We start from the raw sequence: 15,720 nt of genomic DNA, 5'->3' as shown, positions 1-15,720 counted from the left end.
CCTGACCTGCGAATCAGATTCAAGGAGCTACTACCGTGGTCGCTATGACCAAAGAAGACGTCGACTCCACAAGCGACGCCGACACGGAAAAGGTCGACGAGAAGGAAGCCGCGGACACTGCTGCGGAGACCGACTCGACCGACACCGACGAGACCGACGATGCCGAATCGACAGCTGTGTCTGATTCGGATGCTCCCAGCCTTGACGACGAGGAGAGCTCGCCGTCAGCAGTGACGTGGGTACGCTACGCCGTCATCGGGGCCGTCGCGGCAATCCTGGTGGGCGCTCTCGTGTTCTCGGGTGTCGTGGGCTGGAAGGTCTGGCAGCAGCACCAGATCGACGCGGCCGGCGAGCAGGCACAGGCCATCGCCGTGCCCTACACGGAGATCCTGACCAGCATCGACACCAGCAGCGTGGACGAGAACTTCCGGCAGATCCTCAACGGATCAACCGGTGATCTCAAGAACGAGTTCACCAAGGCCAGCGTGCAGCTGCGCCAGCTGCTGGTCGACAACAAGGCCGCCGCGCACGGCAAGGTCGTCAACTCGGCGATCCAATACAAGTCTCCGGACAAGGTCGTGCTGCTGATGATGGTCGATCAGAGCATCACCAACACCCAGCGGCCCGATCCGCGGATCGACCGTAGCCGGATGAAGATCACCATGGAAAAGATCGATGGCCGTTGGCTAGCGAGCAAGCTGGAGTACCTGTAAACCGCCGGAAAGGTCATCATGCGGATTTCTAAGCTCTTCACCGGGCGGGCAGCCCGAGGGGTTACGGGAGGGGCAGCCGCTGCCCTGGTAATCAGCGCGGCCATCAGTAGCGCGCCGTTGGCGTCAGCCTCGGCGCAGTCCTTCTGCGGCGAACTCGGCGGCAACTTCGACGGGCTCTACTGCCACACGGTGGTGAGCTCGCCGCGTAAGGCAGATCGCGATATCAAGGTCGCCATCCCCGAGTTGGTGGACAGCAACCCCGCCATCCGTGACTACCTGCGCAATCTGTACAACAACTGGAAAGCCAAGGGCGCTGACATGATTCAGGACAGCTATGGCGAGGAGAACTTCCAGATCTTCAACCACGGCAGCACCACGTCCATCGTGTTTCACGAGGATTACCACGCCAATGGCCCGCAGGTGAACAACGCCTACCGGACCTTCAACTACGACGGCGGTAAGCGCATCACGCTCGCCGACATTCTTAAGGGTGGCGATTTGAACGCCATCCCGCCGATCGCCGAGCCGTTCATCATCGAAGCTCTGGACCGGTCGGCGCCGGGGCACACCCCGCAGACCTACCCGTTCACACCCGACCGCTGGACCCCGGACAAGGTGTATTCCGGTGCGTACAAGGCGTGGGCGCTGACACCGGACGAGCTGATCATCTACATGCCGGATTACCCCGTGGCGCATGACTATCCGATCGACTACTCCCCCGGCCAGCGGGTGTACTCGATGGACGGCGGCAGCGTCGAGGCGCATATTCCGATCGGCGCCATCGCACCGATCCTGAAGCCCGGGTACGGAGGCTAGAACGCAACGGAAATGCCCGCCTACGAGCGACAACGCTTGTAGGCGGGCATTTTCCGTTTTCTGGATTACTCCACGCGTTCGAGCACAGCGCTGGCGCCGTGGCCGCCGGCCGCGCAAATGCCCAGCAGCGCAGTGCTTTTCCCGGTGAGCGCCAACTCATTGGCCATGGTGGTGACCATGCGGGCGCCGGTGGCACCAAACGGGTGACCGATCGACACCGAGCCGCCGTGCACATTGACCTTGTCGATATCGGGCGTGCCTACGGCCTCCGAGCGCCCCAGCCGCTCGGCCGCCCACTTCTTGGAGCCGAGGGCCTCCAGCACCGAAAGGGTCTGTGCGGCAAAGGCCTCGTGGATGTCGATGTAGTCGACGTCGGCGAGGGTTAGTCCCGCCTTTTCCAGCGCCCGCGGCATCGAGATGGCCGGTCCGATGAGCACCTCGTCGGCGGGATCGACGCTGACGTAGCTCCAGGACCGGAACGCGGCCAACGGCTGCAGACCGAGAGCACGCGCCTTCTCCTCGCTCATCAGCAGCACCGCGGCAGCGCCATCGGTCAGCGGACTGGCGTTACCGGCGGTCACCGTGCCGTCGCGGTTGAAGACCGGCTTCAGCGTCGCGAGCTTCTCCACACTGGTGTTCTCGCGGACCAGTCCATCGCGGGTGACGCCGTTGACGGGCACCACCTCACGATCGAAGCGTCCCGACTTGATGGCGGCGGCCGCGCGACGGTGCGAGCGCACCGCGAACTCGTCCTGCGCCTCACGGGTGATGCCGTGGATCTTGGCCATCTTGTCGGCCGACTCCCCCATCACCTCACCGGTGGTCCGCTCTTCGATCTTGGGTCGGCGCGGCAGCAGTCCGGTGAAGGGCGCCAGGCTCAGTGCGGCGTCGAGGTAGTCCTTCGGCTTGGGCTTGCCCAGGGCGAGCGGGGCCGCGGCGTGAATGAGCTTCTGCGGCAAGTTGACTCCGGCATTGGAGGTGGAATCGGAGCCACCGGCGATCATCACGTCGTACTCGCCGCGCTCGATCGCGGCGGCCGCGGTGGTGATGGCCTGCAGACCGGACGCGCACGCGCGGGTGACGGTGTGTCCCTCGACGCCGTGGCCAAGCTTCAGATCGAGCGCGATCTCGCGAGCGATGTTTGGCGCACCCGCCGGCAGGATGACACCGCCCCACACGATGGCCTCGATCTCATGGGAGGAGATCTTGGTGTTATCGAGCAGACCACGCACAGCCTCGTCGGCCAGTGCGATGGTGTCGATGCGGGTGAAGTCCCCGAAGGCCCGGACGAATGGAGTGCGCGCGCCCGCGACGATGACGGCGCGGCGCTTGGCATGAGCGGTCATGGCGGCGAGCTTACTCGCGAGTCAGTTGCCCGTTTACGCGGGTAGCGCGAGCGTAAATATTGGCATTGATCGCACCGGTCAGGACGCTAAGTCCCTCGCAAGCTTGGACGCACCCAGCACCATGAAGCTGCCGGTGAAGGTCGCCCAGAAGACCGCCGCCGGTCGCGGCAGATCCCCGCGCAGCACATGAGCGACACCGTGTGTGGTGTCGAGGGTGTCCACCATCAGGGCCAGTCGCTGCCACCGCGGCCGCTCCGACTCGGGACACGTCAGGTAACCCACACCCAGGGCTATCGCGCGTGCACCAAAGACCCTTGTCACATAGGACAACTCAGGGGTAGCCGGCACCCGGCTCCATCGTGCCATCAATTGCGGGACCGCCAAACCGACAACTCCCGAAGCGACGCGTCCGACCGCAATTCCTCGTAGTGCTCTATTGAGACTCATATCGTCAGGTATTCGATCGCTCGGAAAGAGCCACACCCGCGGCCACCTCCAGCGCCGCGAAAAGCCCTGTGGGCCACGGTCGCACCCGTCGTTCAAACCCGCCCGACACCAATCGCGTGAGCCCCATGCCATAACTGGCATAACGCACCGTGGCACGTAGACCGGCGGATCGCGGGCTATCGTCCCCAGCCCGCGCCAGGGCCAGCGCGAAGGCCAACGGGATGCCTCCGTACACGGCGCGAATCTCGGTGCGTGACTCGCTGGTCGGCGCGTCGCCGCCGAACATCTGGGGCACCAGCGCGGGTTTCACGAGGGCGAAGACGCCGATTCCCGCGTAGAACCCGGCTGCCGCTTTGCGCAGTGTTGTGTTGTGGCTCATGAAGGCGATGGTGCCAGGATGCGCCGGTCCTGACACTGCCAATCGATGCCAGATCCCGCCGGATCCATGCCAACTGTTGCTGAGGTGTGTCGGGCCCCAGACCGCTGTCGAGGAATCAGTCCCCGACAGCGGTCTCATGGCTTTCTCTTGGGCGTTTAGGTGCCCGCGCCGGGGCTGGCCGAGCCATCCGCGGTGTAGGACTTGGCTCCGGTGCCGGCCAGCTGGCCTCCCTCGACGATCAGGTACTCGTCACGGATGGGCCGCCCCTCGAAGAAGTCTTCGAGGATTTCCCGGGTGCCTGCGGCGTACCTGGCCTGTGCCGACAACGTCGTGCCGGAGACATGCGGGGTCATCGCCTCGTGGGGCATGGTGCGCCACGGGTGATCGGGGGCCGGTGGCTGCGGGTACCAAACATCCCCGGCATACCCGGCGAGCTGTCCGCTGCGCAGGGCGTCGACCACCGCATCGCGCACCATGATCTCGGCACGTGCGGTGTTCACGATGTACGAGCCGCGGCGCATGGAGTTGATCAGGTTCGCGTCGAACAGGTGATAGGTCTGCGGGTGCAGCGGGGCGTGGATGTCGACGATGTCCACGGAGCCGACCAGAGACTGCACATCCGGGTGGTAGGTCAGGCCGAGCTCCTGCTCAACGTCGGCAGGCAGCCGACGGGTGTCGAAGTAGTGCAGGCGCACATCGAACGGCTTGAGCCGATGCATGACGGCTTGACCGATACGTCCGGCCGCGATGATGCCGACGTCAAAGCCCTCGAGGTCGTAGGCCCGTTCGACGCTGTCGGCGATGTTCCAGCCGCCATCGACGACCCACTGGTGCGACGGCAGGTAGTTGCGCACCAACGCCAGGATCTGCATGACGGCGTGCTCGGCGACGCTGATGCTGTTGCAGTACGTCACCTCGGCGACGGTGATACCCGCCTTGATGGCGGCATCCAGATCGACATGGTCCGAGCCGATACCAGCCGTCAAAGCCAACTTCAGCTTGGGCGCCTTGGCGATCCGCTCCGCACTGAGATACGCGGGCCAGAAGGGCTGGGAAATCACCACATCAGCGTCGGGCAGCTCCTTCTCGAACACCGAGTCCGGCCCGTCCTTGTCGGAGGTGACTACCAGCTCGTGCCCCTGCCCCTCCAAGTAGCGGCGCAGGCCGAGTTCCCCGGATACACACCCGAGCAGTTCACCCGGGTTGAAATCGATGGCTGACGGGGTCGGCAGGCTCTGCCCGTCGGGGTAGTCGCCGATGACCGGGATCGAGTCCCGGGCGTACACGGGCGGATAGCCCGTCACCGGATCGGGGTAGAGCACACACAAGATCTTCGCCATGACCACTCCTCCGCGGCGGTCAGTTGGCCGCCAGTTCTGTTGATGCAGATTGCTTTTCAGCACTCCGATGCGTCCTTATCGACGTATCCTCAGTGTCCGGCGCGCGGGGGCGGGGTGTCCAAGACCAAGTTCCGACCGCCCAATAGGCGGAGCCGATCAGGGCTGGTCGAGCGGTGCTGCTGTCTCCGCCAGCGCGCGTGCCAGGAGCGATGCGGGCTCACCCGCGGCGCGCACCAGGGCCACCGGCGAACCGAGTGTCGGCGCCTGCAGCTCCACGACTCGCGTGCCTGTCGGCGCAGGCACGGTGGCGAACCAGGTCCGCGCGACAATCGCCGCCCAGCGGCCGGTGCCAACGAGGGCCAGCAGCGTCGCGACAGAGTCAGCCTCCAGGCGGGGCGACACCACCAGACCATGCTCGGCGGCCGCCTCGTCGATCCGATCGCGATCACGCATACCCTGGTGCAACAAGCACATCGGCAGACTCAGCGCCTCCGACCAGTCGATCGGGTCGAGAGCATCACGCAACATCCCTTCACCCGCCACCAGCACGTATCGCTCCTCGTACAGTCGAGTCAGCTCGAGTCCTTCGGTCTGCAGCCCATCGTCGTAGACCACACCCGCATCGAGTTCGAACCGGCGGATCCGGTCCAGGATCTCCGCGGATCGCAGGCTGGATTCGATCCGTACCCGCACCAGTGGGTGTTCGGCGCAGAAGGCATCGGCCATGAGCGCGACGCGGGTGGCCGCACCGGGCACCACCCCCAACCGCAGTTCACCGGTGAGTCCGCTGCGCAGCGCCGTCACCTCGTGCTCCAGTGCGTCACGGTCCGCCAGAATCCTTCGTGCCCAAAGGACCAGGCGCTCCCCCTCCGGAGTCAGGCCCTCAAAGTTCGATCCGCGCAGTACCAGCGGAACACCCAGCTCGTGTTCGAGCTTGCGGATTGCCTCCGAAAGCGCCGGCTGGGACACATAGCACGCAGAAGCCGCCCGAGCGAAGTGTCGTTCCCGTGCCAAGGCCACGAAATACTCAAGCTGACGGAACTGCATGACTCGTTCTACCACTAGCGATCGGTGCTGCCTATCGCCTCAGCGGCAATGTCTCTTGGACAGGCGCACCGGTGCGCTCACACACTGGTCCCCATCGACACCACCGAGGTTGGGAGAACATCCGTGGACGCATCCGCGAGGACACGCCCCGGGATAGGCGCCCGGCCGGACCGGCAGGACCACTGGCACGCACTGCGGGTGGCAGCGGGTCTGGCCCTACCTGGTGCGCTATTGCTGGCCATGGGCCGGCCCGAGCTACTGGTGTACATCGTCTTCGGCTCCTTCGCCGGGATCTACGGCCGCGCCGAATCTGGCTGGCGCCGCGCCCGCCACCAGATTCAGGCGGGCGCCCTACTGTCCGCGGGAGTCGCTCTCGGAGTGATGCTTTCGTCGCTGCATGCCAGTACCTGGGTGCTGGTAGCGGTGGAGGTGACATTCGCGACGGTAGGCTCGGTGGTGGCCGACACGCTACGTCTGCGGCCGGCAGGTCCGTTCTTCTTCCTCTTCGCGATCGGTGCCACCGCCACCGTTCCGGCCGACCTGGTGGCCCCGTGGGGCGCCCTTGGACTGTGCGTAGCGGCGGCATCGCTGTCGGTCCTGATTGGCCTCATCGGGTCGCCCCGCGAGATCTCGACACCGCGCGTGCGACACCTTCGCCTGCCGCCGGACACCGGTACCCATGCACTGCGATACGCACTCGCTGTCTCCGCAGCCGGAGGGACAGGACTGCTGCTGGGCTTCGACCACGCCAACTGGGCGATGGCCGCCGCCGCGGTGCCATTGGCCGCCATCGACCCCGGGCGGCCGTCGAATCGAGACGTATCAAGGGTGCTGGCACGCGCCGGACACCGCACCGTGGGAACCATGGCGGGCCTGATGCTCACCGGAGCACTTCTGGCCCTGGGGCTTCCGCCCGTCGCCGTGGGCGCGCTGGTGATAGCGCTGCTGTTCCCCACCGAGCTGTTTATGGCGCGCCACTATGCGCTGGCGGTCGGCTTCTTCACCCCGCTGGTGATGCTGATGACCGAATTGGCCGACCCGACAGACCCGTTCACCCTCATGCTGTACCGCGGTCTCGACACCCTGATTGGCGTCGCGGCCGGGGTGTCCGCCGCCGCGCTGGTGGGCAGGCAGGGCACCAGGGGCCGTTAGGGCCCCGCCAGATCCCTGGCCGGCCGGGTGGAACCTGCAGCTACGTGCCAAATCTGCTCGGAATCAGGACATCTGCCGAACTAGAGGATCTCGTCGACAGCCTCAGTGGGGCGCGCCATCCGGGTACCCTTCGAGGTCACCACGAAGGGACGCTGAATCAAGCGAGGGTGCGCGACCATGGCCTCGAGCAAGACGTCGTCGGACGCATCCGCCAGGCGGAGGTCTTTGTACTCGGCCTCACTGGTACGCACTGCCTCCCGCACCGTCAGACCCGCATCGTGAATCAGCTTTTTCAGCTGCGCCTTGGTCGGCACGTCATCGAGGTACTTCACGACGGTGACGGTGGCCCCCGCCTCCTCGAGCCGGGCCAACGCCTGACGGGACTTCGTGCACCGGGGATTGTGGTAAATCGTCGCGTCCACAGCTTCAACTTACATAGCGTTACCGACAATTCGACCGTGAAACGCCTGCCGGACGCCAACTGTGGGAATGCGCCCACCGCAGCTTCCGAACACTTCGTCGGCGGAATCCGTCTCTGTGCAGAAGGCCCAAGGTGGCGTAACATCTGAGGTAGCTGGGCATTTCAGCTGGTCTGGGAAGAATTTCGCCGTCCGCCGCGAAGTTCCGGGAGCATTCGCTCCGCAACCCAACGCTACCGACGAACGTGCGTACGCCCGAGGTCTGCCATGACCGTCCTTCGCCCATCAAAGTCGTTGAAGAACATGGCGATTCCTGCGACTACGCATCACACCCAGCGACCCACGTCCGCCGCCGTCGCGGCTCACGATCACCGAACCGAAGGAATCGCCAGATGAGCATCGGCAAGAAGATCACCTACAAAGCCCAAGTGGCAGCAGGCGCCGTCAAGAAATACCTCGGCCGCACCACCGGCAACAACCGCCTGCGCGCCGAGGGGCACGTAGATCAGTTCAAGGGCAACGCCAAACAAGCAGGAGAGAAGGTCAAAGACGCGTTCAGACATTGAGCTGCGGGCCGGACCGACCAGGCGTGCAACCAGGTCTGATCCCGTCCCATCTCGCCGAATATCCGCAGAGAAACTAGGTAAACATCATGATCGTTCTTGGCATCATCCTTATCGCCCTGGGGCTCCTTCTCCCCAGCCTTGTCCCCACCTTCGCCTTCGCCCACATGCTTCTCGTCCTAGGGGTCATCCTCCTGGTCGTCGGCGTGGTCTTGATGGTCGCGGGGCGGACGGGACACGCCCTTGGCGGCCGTCGCCACTACTACTAACCCATGGCACCCGCCAACGCAGCCAGCCAGGGCTGTTGAAGAGTCGTTCACATCACTGACCATGGACGACCTATCCAAGGAAACAAACATGAGCACCATCTCCATGGCCATCGCCGTCGTCTCGGTTGGGCTGTTCGTGCTCTCCATCGCGCTGGCATGGCAGGCCCAAAGGATGCGAAAGCAGCAGCAGCACAACAAAGCCGGTTTCATCCGCGGTTACGGCACCACCTCCCACAATCACCTCAATAGGCAGCAAGACCGAACAGAAAAGCTAGTCGCGGGAACCCTGCAGGAGGATGAAACTCCGAGCGCCGTCGACAAAGAAGCGCAAAACCTGTGACAGTCCCGCCAACCCGCACCGAGGCCGTAGCCGCCGACTCGGTCGATGGCCTGGTGCACATGAGCGCGATGGTCCGGCAGAAAGCAAGGGAACAATGGCGATTACCGACGTTCCGGCGTTCGCCCACCTGACGAATCCCGACATTGAAGGCCTGGCCGTTGAGCTGGACGCGATCCGCCTCGACGTCGAAGAATCCCGCGGGGGTCTAGACGCGCGCTACATCCGCCGCACCATTGCCGCACAACGCGGACTTGAAGTGGCCGGCCGAGTCTTGCTGACGGCCAGCTCACATCGTTCGGCGTGGTGGGCTGGCACTGCGACCCTCGGCGTCGCCAAGATCATCGAGAACATGGAAATTGGCCACAACGTCATGCACGGCCAATGGGATTGGATGAACGATCCCGAGATTCACTCCTCGACATGGGAGTGGGATATGAGCGCAGTGTCCAAGCACTGGCGACTCACTCATAACGTCATGCACCACAAGTACACCAACATCCTCGGTATTGACGACGACGTGGGCTACGGAGTGCTGCGGGTTACCCGCGACCAGCGCTGGTCACCACTGCACCTCGGCAACCTGTTGGTCAACGCCGTCCTGGCCGTTGGGTTCGAGTGGGGAATCGGCCTGCAGTCCTTGGAACTTGAAAAGTTCTTCACAGGCCAGTCGAACCGCAAGATCGCCCTTGTGCAGATCCGCGAGTTCCTGAGCAAGGCCGGCCGACAGGTGTTCAAGGATTACGTCGCTTTCCCGGCGCTGACCTCACTGTCGCCCGCTGCGACCTATCACTCGACCTTCTCGGCCAACGCTATCGCCAATGTGATCCGCAACGTGTGGGCCAACGCTGTGATCTTTTGCGGCCACTTTCCCGATGGCGCAGAGAAATTCACCGAGACCGATATGGCCAGTGAGCGTAGAGGGCAGTGGTATCTGCGCCAGTTGCTTGGCGCCGCGAACTTCAATGCGGGACCAGCGCTGCGGCTTATGAGCGGCAACCTCTGCTACCAAATCGAACACCATCTGTACCCCGATTTGCCGAGTAACCGGCTCCACGAGATCGCCATCCGGGTCAGTGAGATATGCGACAAGTACGACTTGCCTTACACCACAGGATCATTCCTGATGCAGTACGCCAAGACATGGCGCACCATCGCTAAGCTCTCGCTGCCCGACAAGTATCTGCGTGACACCCCCGATGACGCGCCGGAGACCCGAAGCGAGCGGATGTTCGCCGAGCTAGGGCCAGATTTGGCCGGCGGCCGAGTAAATACGGCCCGCACGCAGGGGTTGAAGACCGCCATCAGGGCGGTGCGCCAATGGGAGCGTCGCCCACGCACCGGAAGATAACCGAGATGCCTTCGCTAGCGCACCTTTTCGGGAATTGAGTTCAATGCACGCAGAACCTCGACGGCGAGCTCGCCGGCGACACTGCTGTCGAGCGATGACGCGGACATCAACGCTTGCTTAACCAATTCAACGCGTTTCTCATAAGGAGAGGTGAAGGTCGCCGGAGAATCCATGATCTCTGTCCTATTCAGTCAGGCTTGTTTCGAGCGCCGCGAGGATGCTCCGCCTGACACTGTCAACGTTACTCCTCGCACGGACCGGCCCAAGCCATTACCACTGGGCCACGGCGGGCACCTCAAGAAACGTCACGGACGTCGGCGCACTCGCGCCGGGGTAGTCTCACACTCGCCGCCGCGACGAGTAGCACCGACATCTTTGCAATGCTTTATTTTTCGGGCAACCCGCGCGTGAGTCATTCCTCAGCAGTTTCCCTCGTTGAGGATCAGTTGCGCGATGGCGTGCCGACTGGTGCTGATGCGGACGGCCTGGGTGTCAAGATGCTGCCGGGCCAGTAGGGGCGTGTAGCCGCGGCCGATCAGAACTCCGATGGCCTGGTTGATGTCCGTGGCTGCTTGTAGTTGGTTGGCGCTCGCACTGTCTGCCACGGTGAGATCCTGATCGAAGATGAGGTCGGTCAGTGGTTGCGTGGCGAGCAGGGCCAGGTCTGCGGCGAGTTCGACAAACGCTCCCGGCGCTCCAGAATGGAGAACGAGGGCCACTGGAGGGCGATTCCGGCCGCCCGACAGCATGATGCGCAGCGAGGCGCGGACGTCTACGGTCGCTGGCCCATCGGCCATGAGAGTGAAGGTGATCGGCGGATCACTTTCGGAGACAATCACACTCAGGCCCACATAGGCCGGTATCGCCGCAGCGGCGTCTGCGGCCAACTGCCGCAAACTATCGGCAACGTTGACCCCCGGTGCATCTAGCGCTTGGGTGAGGATCGCCAGATCAGCGGCCATGGCCGCAGTGATCTTCACGAGGTGGATACTCCCTAAGCGCTCCCGAGCGCTGTCGAGTCGGGCAATACCGTGCATCGCGATTGCTGTGCGCCGTGGAGAACCTGGGTGTACGGGTCAGGGCCCGTATCCGTCGCGGTACTCCACTCTCAACCCTACGCGGGTCGGGGCTGTGCAGCGCCGCTGTCGGCCACAGGCGGTGAATTCAGCGCGCCGAGTGCCGGGCGCGCGCCCGGCGAACGGCCTCATCGACGATGCGCTGCGCGACGTCCGCCAACTTACGGTGCTCGGCTTGGCTGATCGCACGTAATTGGGTAAACGCATCCTCGGCACTGCGTCCGCTACGCCCTCTAAGCAGACCAATCGCTTGATCAATTACCGGTCGTGTGGACAAAGCCGTATGCAACTGAGCCGCTAAAGCTCTTGCTTGAGAAAGTAATTGGGCGTTATGTACCGCCACCGCCGCCGGTTTGGCGAACAGCTCGCCCAGCTCCGCCGCCCGCTCGTCGAAGACGTCCTTGCCGTGCGAGTACACATTGATCGCGCCGACCACCTGCCCCGGCAACAGCAGAGGTAACGAAAGAGCGCTGTGCACACCTAGCCTGCCTACGCGCGGGCCGAACCGTGGCCACATTCTCTCCCCTCCCAATGAGCCAGAACGTACCGTGCGGCGCTCCAGTGCCGCGGTGATGCAGGGGCCTTCCTGAAGCACGGTGTACTGAATGTGGTCAATTTCAGAGACAAACGGTGCACTTGCTGCCAGCGCTTCGACCATGTTGTCCGGATGGTCTACCCGCAACAGCGTCACTCCGGCGCCATCGGCGCCCGGGATGGCGTGCACTGCGAAAGTCGCTACCTCCGCGAGTAACTCGGGCAACCCTTGACTGCCGGCCACCAGACCCGCCAGATCGCCGAGAGCCTTCTGCAGGTCGACAACGTCGGCGCTGACGTGGTCCGAACTCGTCGGCCCAATCACCGGATCGGGTGCGTATTCGCGAAAATCAGCCACTGCTCTTGCCCATGCTCAATAGTTCGGCCCGAGCCCTGCCCCGAGCGTCAGCCGTGCCCGGAAGGCTCGTCATTCCGAGACTACCCGCCAAGGCCCTGAACGACTAGCAACATCGGGTGCCAACATTGAAAGTGGATATTTCCGAGGGTATCTGGGGGCTCGCGGAAAGACGTAGCGCGCTGAATCACCGGGGTGTAGCGTCGAAGGCAGCTGAGAATTACAGCTGGTCTGAGAAAGGTTCTGCTGTCCGCCGTAGAACTCGAGGAGCGCGAGCTCCGAGTCCTGACATACCCGGTGATCGTCTGCCCGTCAGGATCGCCATGCCCAGCTTGACTAATTTTCCTCCACGCTTGTCACGGCGTGCGCCACCCAGCCTCCGACCTGATGAGGCAGCGGGGGCACGGTCATGAAGACCCTGATCATCGTGGCGGCCGTCCTGATGCTGCTGGTCCTGTTGGCACTGGCAATGTCGGTTCGTATTGTCAAGCAATATGAGAACGGCGTGCTGTTTCGGCTGGGCCGAGTAATCGGCCAACGAGCACCTGGCCTGCGGTTCATTTTCCCATTTGTCGATGTGTTGCATCGGATTTCATTGCGGATCGTGACGATGCCGATTCAGTCTCAGGGCATCATCACCCGCGACAATGTCAGCGTCGATGTGTCTGCCGTGGCCTACTTCAAGATTATCGATGCGGTGAAATCCGTTGTGGCAATTGAGAATGTGCACGCGGCAATCAATCAGATTGCACAGACAACGCTGCGCAAGGTGGTTGGCCAGCACACGCTGGATGAGATCTTGGCCGAGACCGAGAACATCAACCTTGATATCCGCGGGATTCTTGACGTCACGACCATCGAGTGGGGTGTCCAGGTTACCTTGGTGGAGCTCAAGGACATTCAGCTGCCCGATAGCATGAAACGGGCGATGGCGCGCCAGGCCGAAGCGGAGCGGGAGAAGCGCGCGAAAATCATTGCTGCGGAGGGCGAATCCTTAGCAGCGGCCGCGCTCGGTGCGGCCTCGGACACCATGATGGCCCATCCGCTGGCACTACAGCTACGCAACCTGCAAACCCTGGTCGAGCTCGGCGTCGACAAAAACACCACGGTTGTATTCCCCGCTCCCTTGATGTCAACCATTGCCGAGCTCGGTGCGTTCCTCTCACACGAGGGCGCGGCCGCCGCCAGGTCGTCGCCTCCGCCCCATCAGGTTGAGGCCGAAATCAACGGCGTTGCGGCCAACACCGGACGACGAGCAGACTCCGCGGAGCCCGAAAACTGGAGGCTCTGATGTTCAATACTGACCAGAGTGGGCCGGTTGTGGTCGGAATCGACGGGTCGCAGGCCGCTCTTTTCGCCGCCGAATCGGCGATTGATGAGGCGATTAGTCGTGACGTGCCGCTAAGCCTTGTCCACGTGACGCGACCGCTCGTGACCACGAAATCATCACCCGCAGCCGAAGGTCGGCATGATGAACGGTTCGCCGAATCATCTTTACGCGCAGCCGCAGCTGCGATCGAGGCGATCGGCAAGCCGGTCAAAGTGGACACCATCCTTATCCGCGGACTGCCCTCTGAAGCGCTTGTCTTTGAGTCAAGAAGTGCCAGTCTCATCTGTATCGGCGCCGGCCGATTCGCGCACGCGGCCCTGGGCTCGACGGCCACCAGGCTCGCCGAGCGCGCCCATTGTCCCGTTCTGATCGCTCGCGCACCGATGCCGGACCAGCCGTCAGAGCTATCGGTGCTGGAAAACACAGAGGACGGTAGCAGCTGGAACGCTAGCCGACAGAACTGGATCGCTGTGTGCGTCAATGGTTCTAAGGACAACCGGAATGTCGTTGACCACGCCATACGCGAGGCTCGGCTACGTCAGCTACCGGTACTTGCCATAAGCACCTGGCCTCTTAAACTCGGCGAGGGGATGAATCATGAACTCGAGCGCCGCGTCGCCAGCCTGCATGAGCAATACGGCGACGTTCACATCTACCCAGTGACAACCCGCGCCCGAATCGCCCGCTTCATCGCCCGCTGCCACGAACCGATTGCGCTCGCGGTGATCGGCGCATCGGAGGCCAGGCAAGCGGTCCGGCTCTGCCGATCATCACGTGAACAATGCTGCTCAGTTCTTGTCGTACGTCCTTAGTGCGGGTTGTGAAGTGGCATCTACATCATGCGGAAACAGCCCAGAATTGCAGAATTACAATGGATTTGGCGTACCGGCATGGGAAGACCGGTAACCTGATCCTTCTTCGTTCGTTCCATCAAAGGGAGTAAACTGGCGTGTACGACGATGTCCAGATACTCGCTCACCGATAGGGTGCTGAGTCGTCGGAAAAATGGTCTCGGTTGCGGGGCCCAGGGTAGGAGCGTCTGATGACGCATCATGTGTTTTCCAAACCCCGAAGCGGACCAGCCGTTCGTCTTCGATTGAAGCCAAAGGCACCACCGACCGGCTATGTCGATGGCGCATGGTGGCCCTACTCCAGGGATCTGATGGGCGAATTGCCGCAGTTGCTCAGGATTCTCAGTGTCCGCTTGGGCTCGATCGACCGGATCACGTACCGGGTCTCGGAGTGGTCGACAGACTCGCGGCGGATACTGTATCTCAATCGCCTAACACATCTGAATTGGTCACTTAGCCAGCCGAGTAACACCATCAGTGTCGAGGGAGCGGACGGGGCGCGTCTGACGTTATTGATCGTTCCGCCGGATATTGAGGCGCTGCCCGCCCACACCGCCATGATGGCGGCGGCCGCTCCCGGCAACACGACGGCCGTCGCCCAACTGCTACCGGCCAACCGAACGGAGTTCGGCACATTGATCGATACTTTCGCAGCACAGAACCAATGGGATTCTGAAGGCGGCGCACAAAACGTCGCACACCGCGATCAATGCGGCGCCGTGAGTGCCAGCGCGTAAACCCCACCACAGCTCGATATCGAACCGTCAGAGTTTTCGGGTCAGGCTGGGCATGATGACATCGTCTACCAGCGTGCGGACGGTGGCGGCCGTAGCAGACCTCACCGGCAGTAACCCGCGGAATACGAGATACCCCGGCAACAGATCCCAGAGCTCCTCATTGATGGCGGCGGAATCGATTTCACCGCGTTCGACGGCCGCGTCGAGCACGTCATTGATCAACGACTTACGTTGATCAATGAACTGTGTCCGAAATGCCTTGGTCAGTGCGGGGTTTCGAGCAATCTCGTTCAACATCCCACGCATGATGGGCATATTGTGACGACTCTCGTCAAGCACACTGCCGCCTATCTGCAGCAAGTCTTCACGGAGCGAGCCAGTATCCGGCCGGACCAGCTGTGCACGCATGCCTTCGACGAACGCAGCCAGTACCAGCTCCGCCTTTGACGGCCAACGGCGATAGATCGTGGCCTTACTCGCCTTCGATTCGGAAGCGACTTCATCGACCGACAAGCGGTCGTATCCATGTTTCTGCAACAAACGCAAGGTGGCCGCCAGCAGTTCCGACTCCCGCTCGGTCCACCGGGAGTCTGATTGCCCCTTTGCCGCTTTAGTCAACCCCGTTGACACGCCACTCGCCATAGAAGTACGGTACCGT

General features: G+C 62.9%; 20 protein-coding genes. 10 read left to right on the top strand and 10 right to left on the bottom strand.

The genetic code is table 11. The features are described from left to right. Nucleotides 1-35 precede the first annotated feature (35 nt). On the top strand, nt 36-713 hold the full coding sequence (locus DSM43276_RS04200; RefSeq protein WP_078330794.1) for a YfgM family protein: 678 nt from the start codon (nt 36-38) through the stop codon (nt 711-713). A gap of 18 nt (nt 714-731) precedes the next feature. Beyond that, on the top strand, nt 732-1,529 hold the full coding sequence (locus tag DSM43276_RS04195) for a mannan-binding protein (RefSeq protein WP_109556234.1): 798 nt from the start codon (nt 732-734) through the stop codon (nt 1,527-1,529). Between the two features lie 65 nt (nt 1,530-1,594). Here DSM43276_RS04195 and DSM43276_RS04190 read toward each other — a convergent pair whose 3' ends face one another. The 5 genes from DSM43276_RS04190 to DSM43276_RS04170 all read right to left on the bottom strand — a co-directional run bounded on the left by DSM43276_RS04190 (nt 1,595) and on the right by DSM43276_RS04170 (nt 6,088). Further along, complete coding sequence (locus tag DSM43276_RS04190) at nt 1,595-2,875, bottom strand: acetyl-CoA C-acyltransferase (protein WP_078330793.1); 1,281 nt, start codon at nt 2,873-2,875, stop codon at nt 1,595-1,597. 78 nt (nt 2,876-2,953) lie between these two features. Then, a complete protein-coding gene (locus DSM43276_RS04185; RefSeq protein ID WP_234803085.1) occupies nt 2,954-3,223 on the bottom strand; it encodes a hypothetical protein in 270 nt (89 codons plus the stop codon). 103 nt (nt 3,224-3,326) lie between these two features. Continuing rightward, complete coding sequence (locus DSM43276_RS04180) at nt 3,327-3,701, bottom strand: DUF4345 family protein (RefSeq protein ID WP_078330800.1); 375 nt, start codon at nt 3,699-3,701, stop codon at nt 3,327-3,329. Between the two features lie 155 nt (nt 3,702-3,856). Further along, the gene (locus DSM43276_RS04175; protein WP_078330799.1) at nt 3,857-5,041 is read right to left on the bottom strand and encodes an NAD-dependent formate dehydrogenase; all 1,185 of its coding nucleotides are present in this window, start codon (nt 5,039-5,041) and stop codon (nt 3,857-3,859) included. Between the two features lie 156 nt (nt 5,042-5,197). After that, nucleotides 5,198-6,088 (bottom strand): LysR family transcriptional regulator, encoded by an 891-nt coding sequence (locus DSM43276_RS04170; protein ID WP_078330791.1) that lies wholly within the window; start codon nt 6,086-6,088, stop codon nt 5,198-5,200. 123 nt (nt 6,089-6,211) lie between these two features. Here DSM43276_RS04170 and DSM43276_RS04165 point away from each other — a divergent pair, with 123 nt between their 5' ends. Then, nucleotides 6,212-7,240, top strand: a complete 1,029-nt coding sequence (locus DSM43276_RS04165) for an FUSC family protein (protein WP_078330790.1) — start codon at nt 6,212-6,214, stop codon at nt 7,238-7,240. 80 nt (nt 7,241-7,320) lie between these two features. On the opposite strand, the gene arsC is transcribed toward DSM43276_RS04165, so the two are convergent. After that, nucleotides 7,321-7,662 carry an arsenate reductase (glutaredoxin) gene (gene arsC, locus DSM43276_RS04160; RefSeq protein ID WP_078330789.1) on the bottom strand — a complete coding sequence of 114 codons (342 nt, stop codon included), beginning with the start codon at nt 7,660-7,662 and terminating at the stop codon, nt 7,321-7,323. 389 nt (nt 7,663-8,051) lie between these two features. On the opposite strand from arsC, the gene DSM43276_RS04155 reads away from it, so the two are divergent. From DSM43276_RS04155 to DSM43276_RS04140, 4 genes are all read left to right on the top strand, one after another. After that, nucleotides 8,052-8,225 (top strand): CsbD family protein, encoded by a 174-nt coding sequence (locus DSM43276_RS04155; protein WP_070950158.1) that lies wholly within the window; start codon nt 8,052-8,054, stop codon nt 8,223-8,225. Nucleotides 8,226-8,311: 86 nt separating this feature from the next. After that, nucleotides 8,312-8,491 (top strand): DUF6131 family protein, encoded by a 180-nt coding sequence (locus DSM43276_RS04150; RefSeq protein WP_078330788.1) that lies wholly within the window; start codon nt 8,312-8,314, stop codon nt 8,489-8,491. Nucleotides 8,492-8,579: 88 nt separating this feature from the next. After that, a complete protein-coding gene (locus DSM43276_RS04145) occupies nt 8,580-8,831 on the top strand; it encodes a hypothetical protein (protein ID WP_136628985.1) in 252 nt (83 codons plus the stop codon). A gap of 94 nt (nt 8,832-8,925) precedes the next feature. Next, on the top strand, nt 8,926-10,179 hold the full coding sequence (locus tag DSM43276_RS04140) for a fatty acid desaturase family protein (RefSeq protein WP_078330786.1): 1,254 nt from the start codon (nt 8,926-8,928) through the stop codon (nt 10,177-10,179). Between the two features lie 14 nt (nt 10,180-10,193). On the opposite strand, the gene DSM43276_RS23515 is transcribed toward DSM43276_RS04140, so the two are convergent. The 3 genes from DSM43276_RS23515 to DSM43276_RS04130 all read right to left on the bottom strand — a co-directional run bounded on the left by DSM43276_RS23515 (nt 10,194) and on the right by DSM43276_RS04130 (nt 12,147). Further along, nucleotides 10,194-10,352, bottom strand: coding sequence for a DUF6307 family protein (locus tag DSM43276_RS23515; protein WP_169053033.1), 159 nt, complete (start codon nt 10,350-10,352; stop codon nt 10,194-10,196). 246 nt (nt 10,353-10,598) lie between these two features. After that, nucleotides 10,599-11,159, bottom strand: a complete 561-nt coding sequence (locus DSM43276_RS04135) for a hypothetical protein (RefSeq protein WP_078330785.1) — start codon at nt 11,157-11,159, stop codon at nt 10,599-10,601. Nucleotides 11,160-11,343: 184 nt separating this feature from the next. Then, complete coding sequence (locus DSM43276_RS04130) at nt 11,344-12,147, bottom strand: GAF and ANTAR domain-containing protein (protein ID WP_078330784.1); 804 nt, start codon at nt 12,145-12,147, stop codon at nt 11,344-11,346. 406 nt (nt 12,148-12,553) lie between these two features. Between DSM43276_RS04130 and DSM43276_RS04125 the strand changes: the two genes are divergently transcribed. The 3 genes from DSM43276_RS04125 (at nt 12,554) to DSM43276_RS04115 (ending at nt 15,062) form a co-directional block, all read left to right on the top strand. Beyond that, nucleotides 12,554-13,435 carry a slipin family protein gene (locus DSM43276_RS04125; RefSeq protein ID WP_078330783.1) on the top strand — a complete coding sequence of 294 codons (882 nt, stop codon included), beginning with the start codon at nt 12,554-12,556 and terminating at the stop codon, nt 13,433-13,435. After that, nucleotides 13,435-14,286: a universal stress protein gene (locus tag DSM43276_RS04120; protein ID WP_078330782.1), complete on the top strand. Its 852-nt coding sequence runs from the start codon at nt 13,435-13,437 to the stop codon at nt 14,284-14,286. The genes DSM43276_RS04125 and DSM43276_RS04120 overlap by 1 nt, the downstream gene beginning before the upstream one ends. Nucleotides 14,287-14,516: 230 nt before the next feature. Then, nucleotides 14,517-15,062: a DUF5994 family protein gene (locus DSM43276_RS04115; protein WP_078330781.1), complete on the top strand. Its 546-nt coding sequence runs from the start codon at nt 14,517-14,519 to the stop codon at nt 15,060-15,062. Nucleotides 15,063-15,089: 27 nt separating this feature from the next. Here the strand turns inward: DSM43276_RS04115 and DSM43276_RS04110 are convergent, their stop codons facing one another. Next, nucleotides 15,090-15,704: a TetR/AcrR family transcriptional regulator gene (locus DSM43276_RS04110; RefSeq protein WP_078330780.1), complete on the bottom strand. Its 615-nt coding sequence runs from the start codon at nt 15,702-15,704 to the stop codon at nt 15,090-15,092. Nucleotides 15,705-15,720: the final 16 nt, after the last annotated feature.

The sequence above is a fragment of the Mycobacteroides salmoniphilum genome, from assembly GCF_004924335.1.
Classification (GTDB): Bacteria; Actinomycetota; Actinomycetes; order Mycobacteriales; family Mycobacteriaceae; genus Mycobacterium; species Mycobacterium salmoniphilum.
Note: the sequence above shows the minus strand (reverse complement) of the source record. Positions and strands in the feature narration are given on the sequence as shown.

Bases quoted from the DNA above. Each gene is read 5' to 3' on its own strand.
- DSM43276_RS04195 (WP_109556234.1), top strand. From the start codon at position 732: ATGCGGATTTCTAAGCTCTTCACCGGGCGGGCAGCCCGAGGGGTTACG.
- DSM43276_RS04190 (WP_078330793.1), bottom strand. From the start codon at position 2,875: ATGACCGCTCATGCCAAGCGCCGCGCCGTCATCGTCGCGGGCGCGCGC.
- DSM43276_RS04180 (WP_078330800.1), bottom strand. From the start codon at position 3,701: ATGAGCCACAACACAACACTGCGCAAAGCGGCAGCCGGGTTCTACGCG.
- DSM43276_RS04175 (WP_078330799.1), bottom strand. From the start codon at position 5,041: ATGGCGAAGATCTTGTGTGTGCTCTACCCCGATCCGGTGACGGGCTAT.
- DSM43276_RS04170 (WP_078330791.1), bottom strand. From the start codon at position 6,088: ATGCAGTTCCGTCAGCTTGAGTATTTCGTGGCCTTGGCACGGGAACGA.
- DSM43276_RS04155 (WP_070950158.1), top strand. From the start codon at position 8,052: ATGAGCATCGGCAAGAAGATCACCTACAAAGCCCAAGTGGCAGCAGGC.
- DSM43276_RS04150 (WP_078330788.1), top strand. From the start codon at position 8,312: ATGATCGTTCTTGGCATCATCCTTATCGCCCTGGGGCTCCTTCTCCCC.
- DSM43276_RS04145 (WP_136628985.1), top strand. From the start codon at position 8,580: ATGAGCACCATCTCCATGGCCATCGCCGTCGTCTCGGTTGGGCTGTTC.
- DSM43276_RS04140 (WP_078330786.1), top strand. From the start codon at position 8,926: ATGGCGATTACCGACGTTCCGGCGTTCGCCCACCTGACGAATCCCGAC.
- DSM43276_RS23515 (WP_169053033.1), bottom strand. From the start codon at position 10,352: ATGGATTCTCCGGCGACCTTCACCTCTCCTTATGAGAAACGCGTTGAA.
- DSM43276_RS04125 (WP_078330783.1), top strand. From the start codon at position 12,554: ATGAAGACCCTGATCATCGTGGCGGCCGTCCTGATGCTGCTGGTCCTG.
- DSM43276_RS04120 (WP_078330782.1), top strand. From the start codon at position 13,435: ATGTTCAATACTGACCAGAGTGGGCCGGTTGTGGTCGGAATCGACGGG.
- DSM43276_RS04115 (WP_078330781.1), top strand. From the start codon at position 14,517: ATGACGCATCATGTGTTTTCCAAACCCCGAAGCGGACCAGCCGTTCGT.
- DSM43276_RS04110 (WP_078330780.1), bottom strand. From the start codon at position 15,704: ATGGCGAGTGGCGTGTCAACGGGGTTGACTAAAGCGGCAAAGGGGCAA.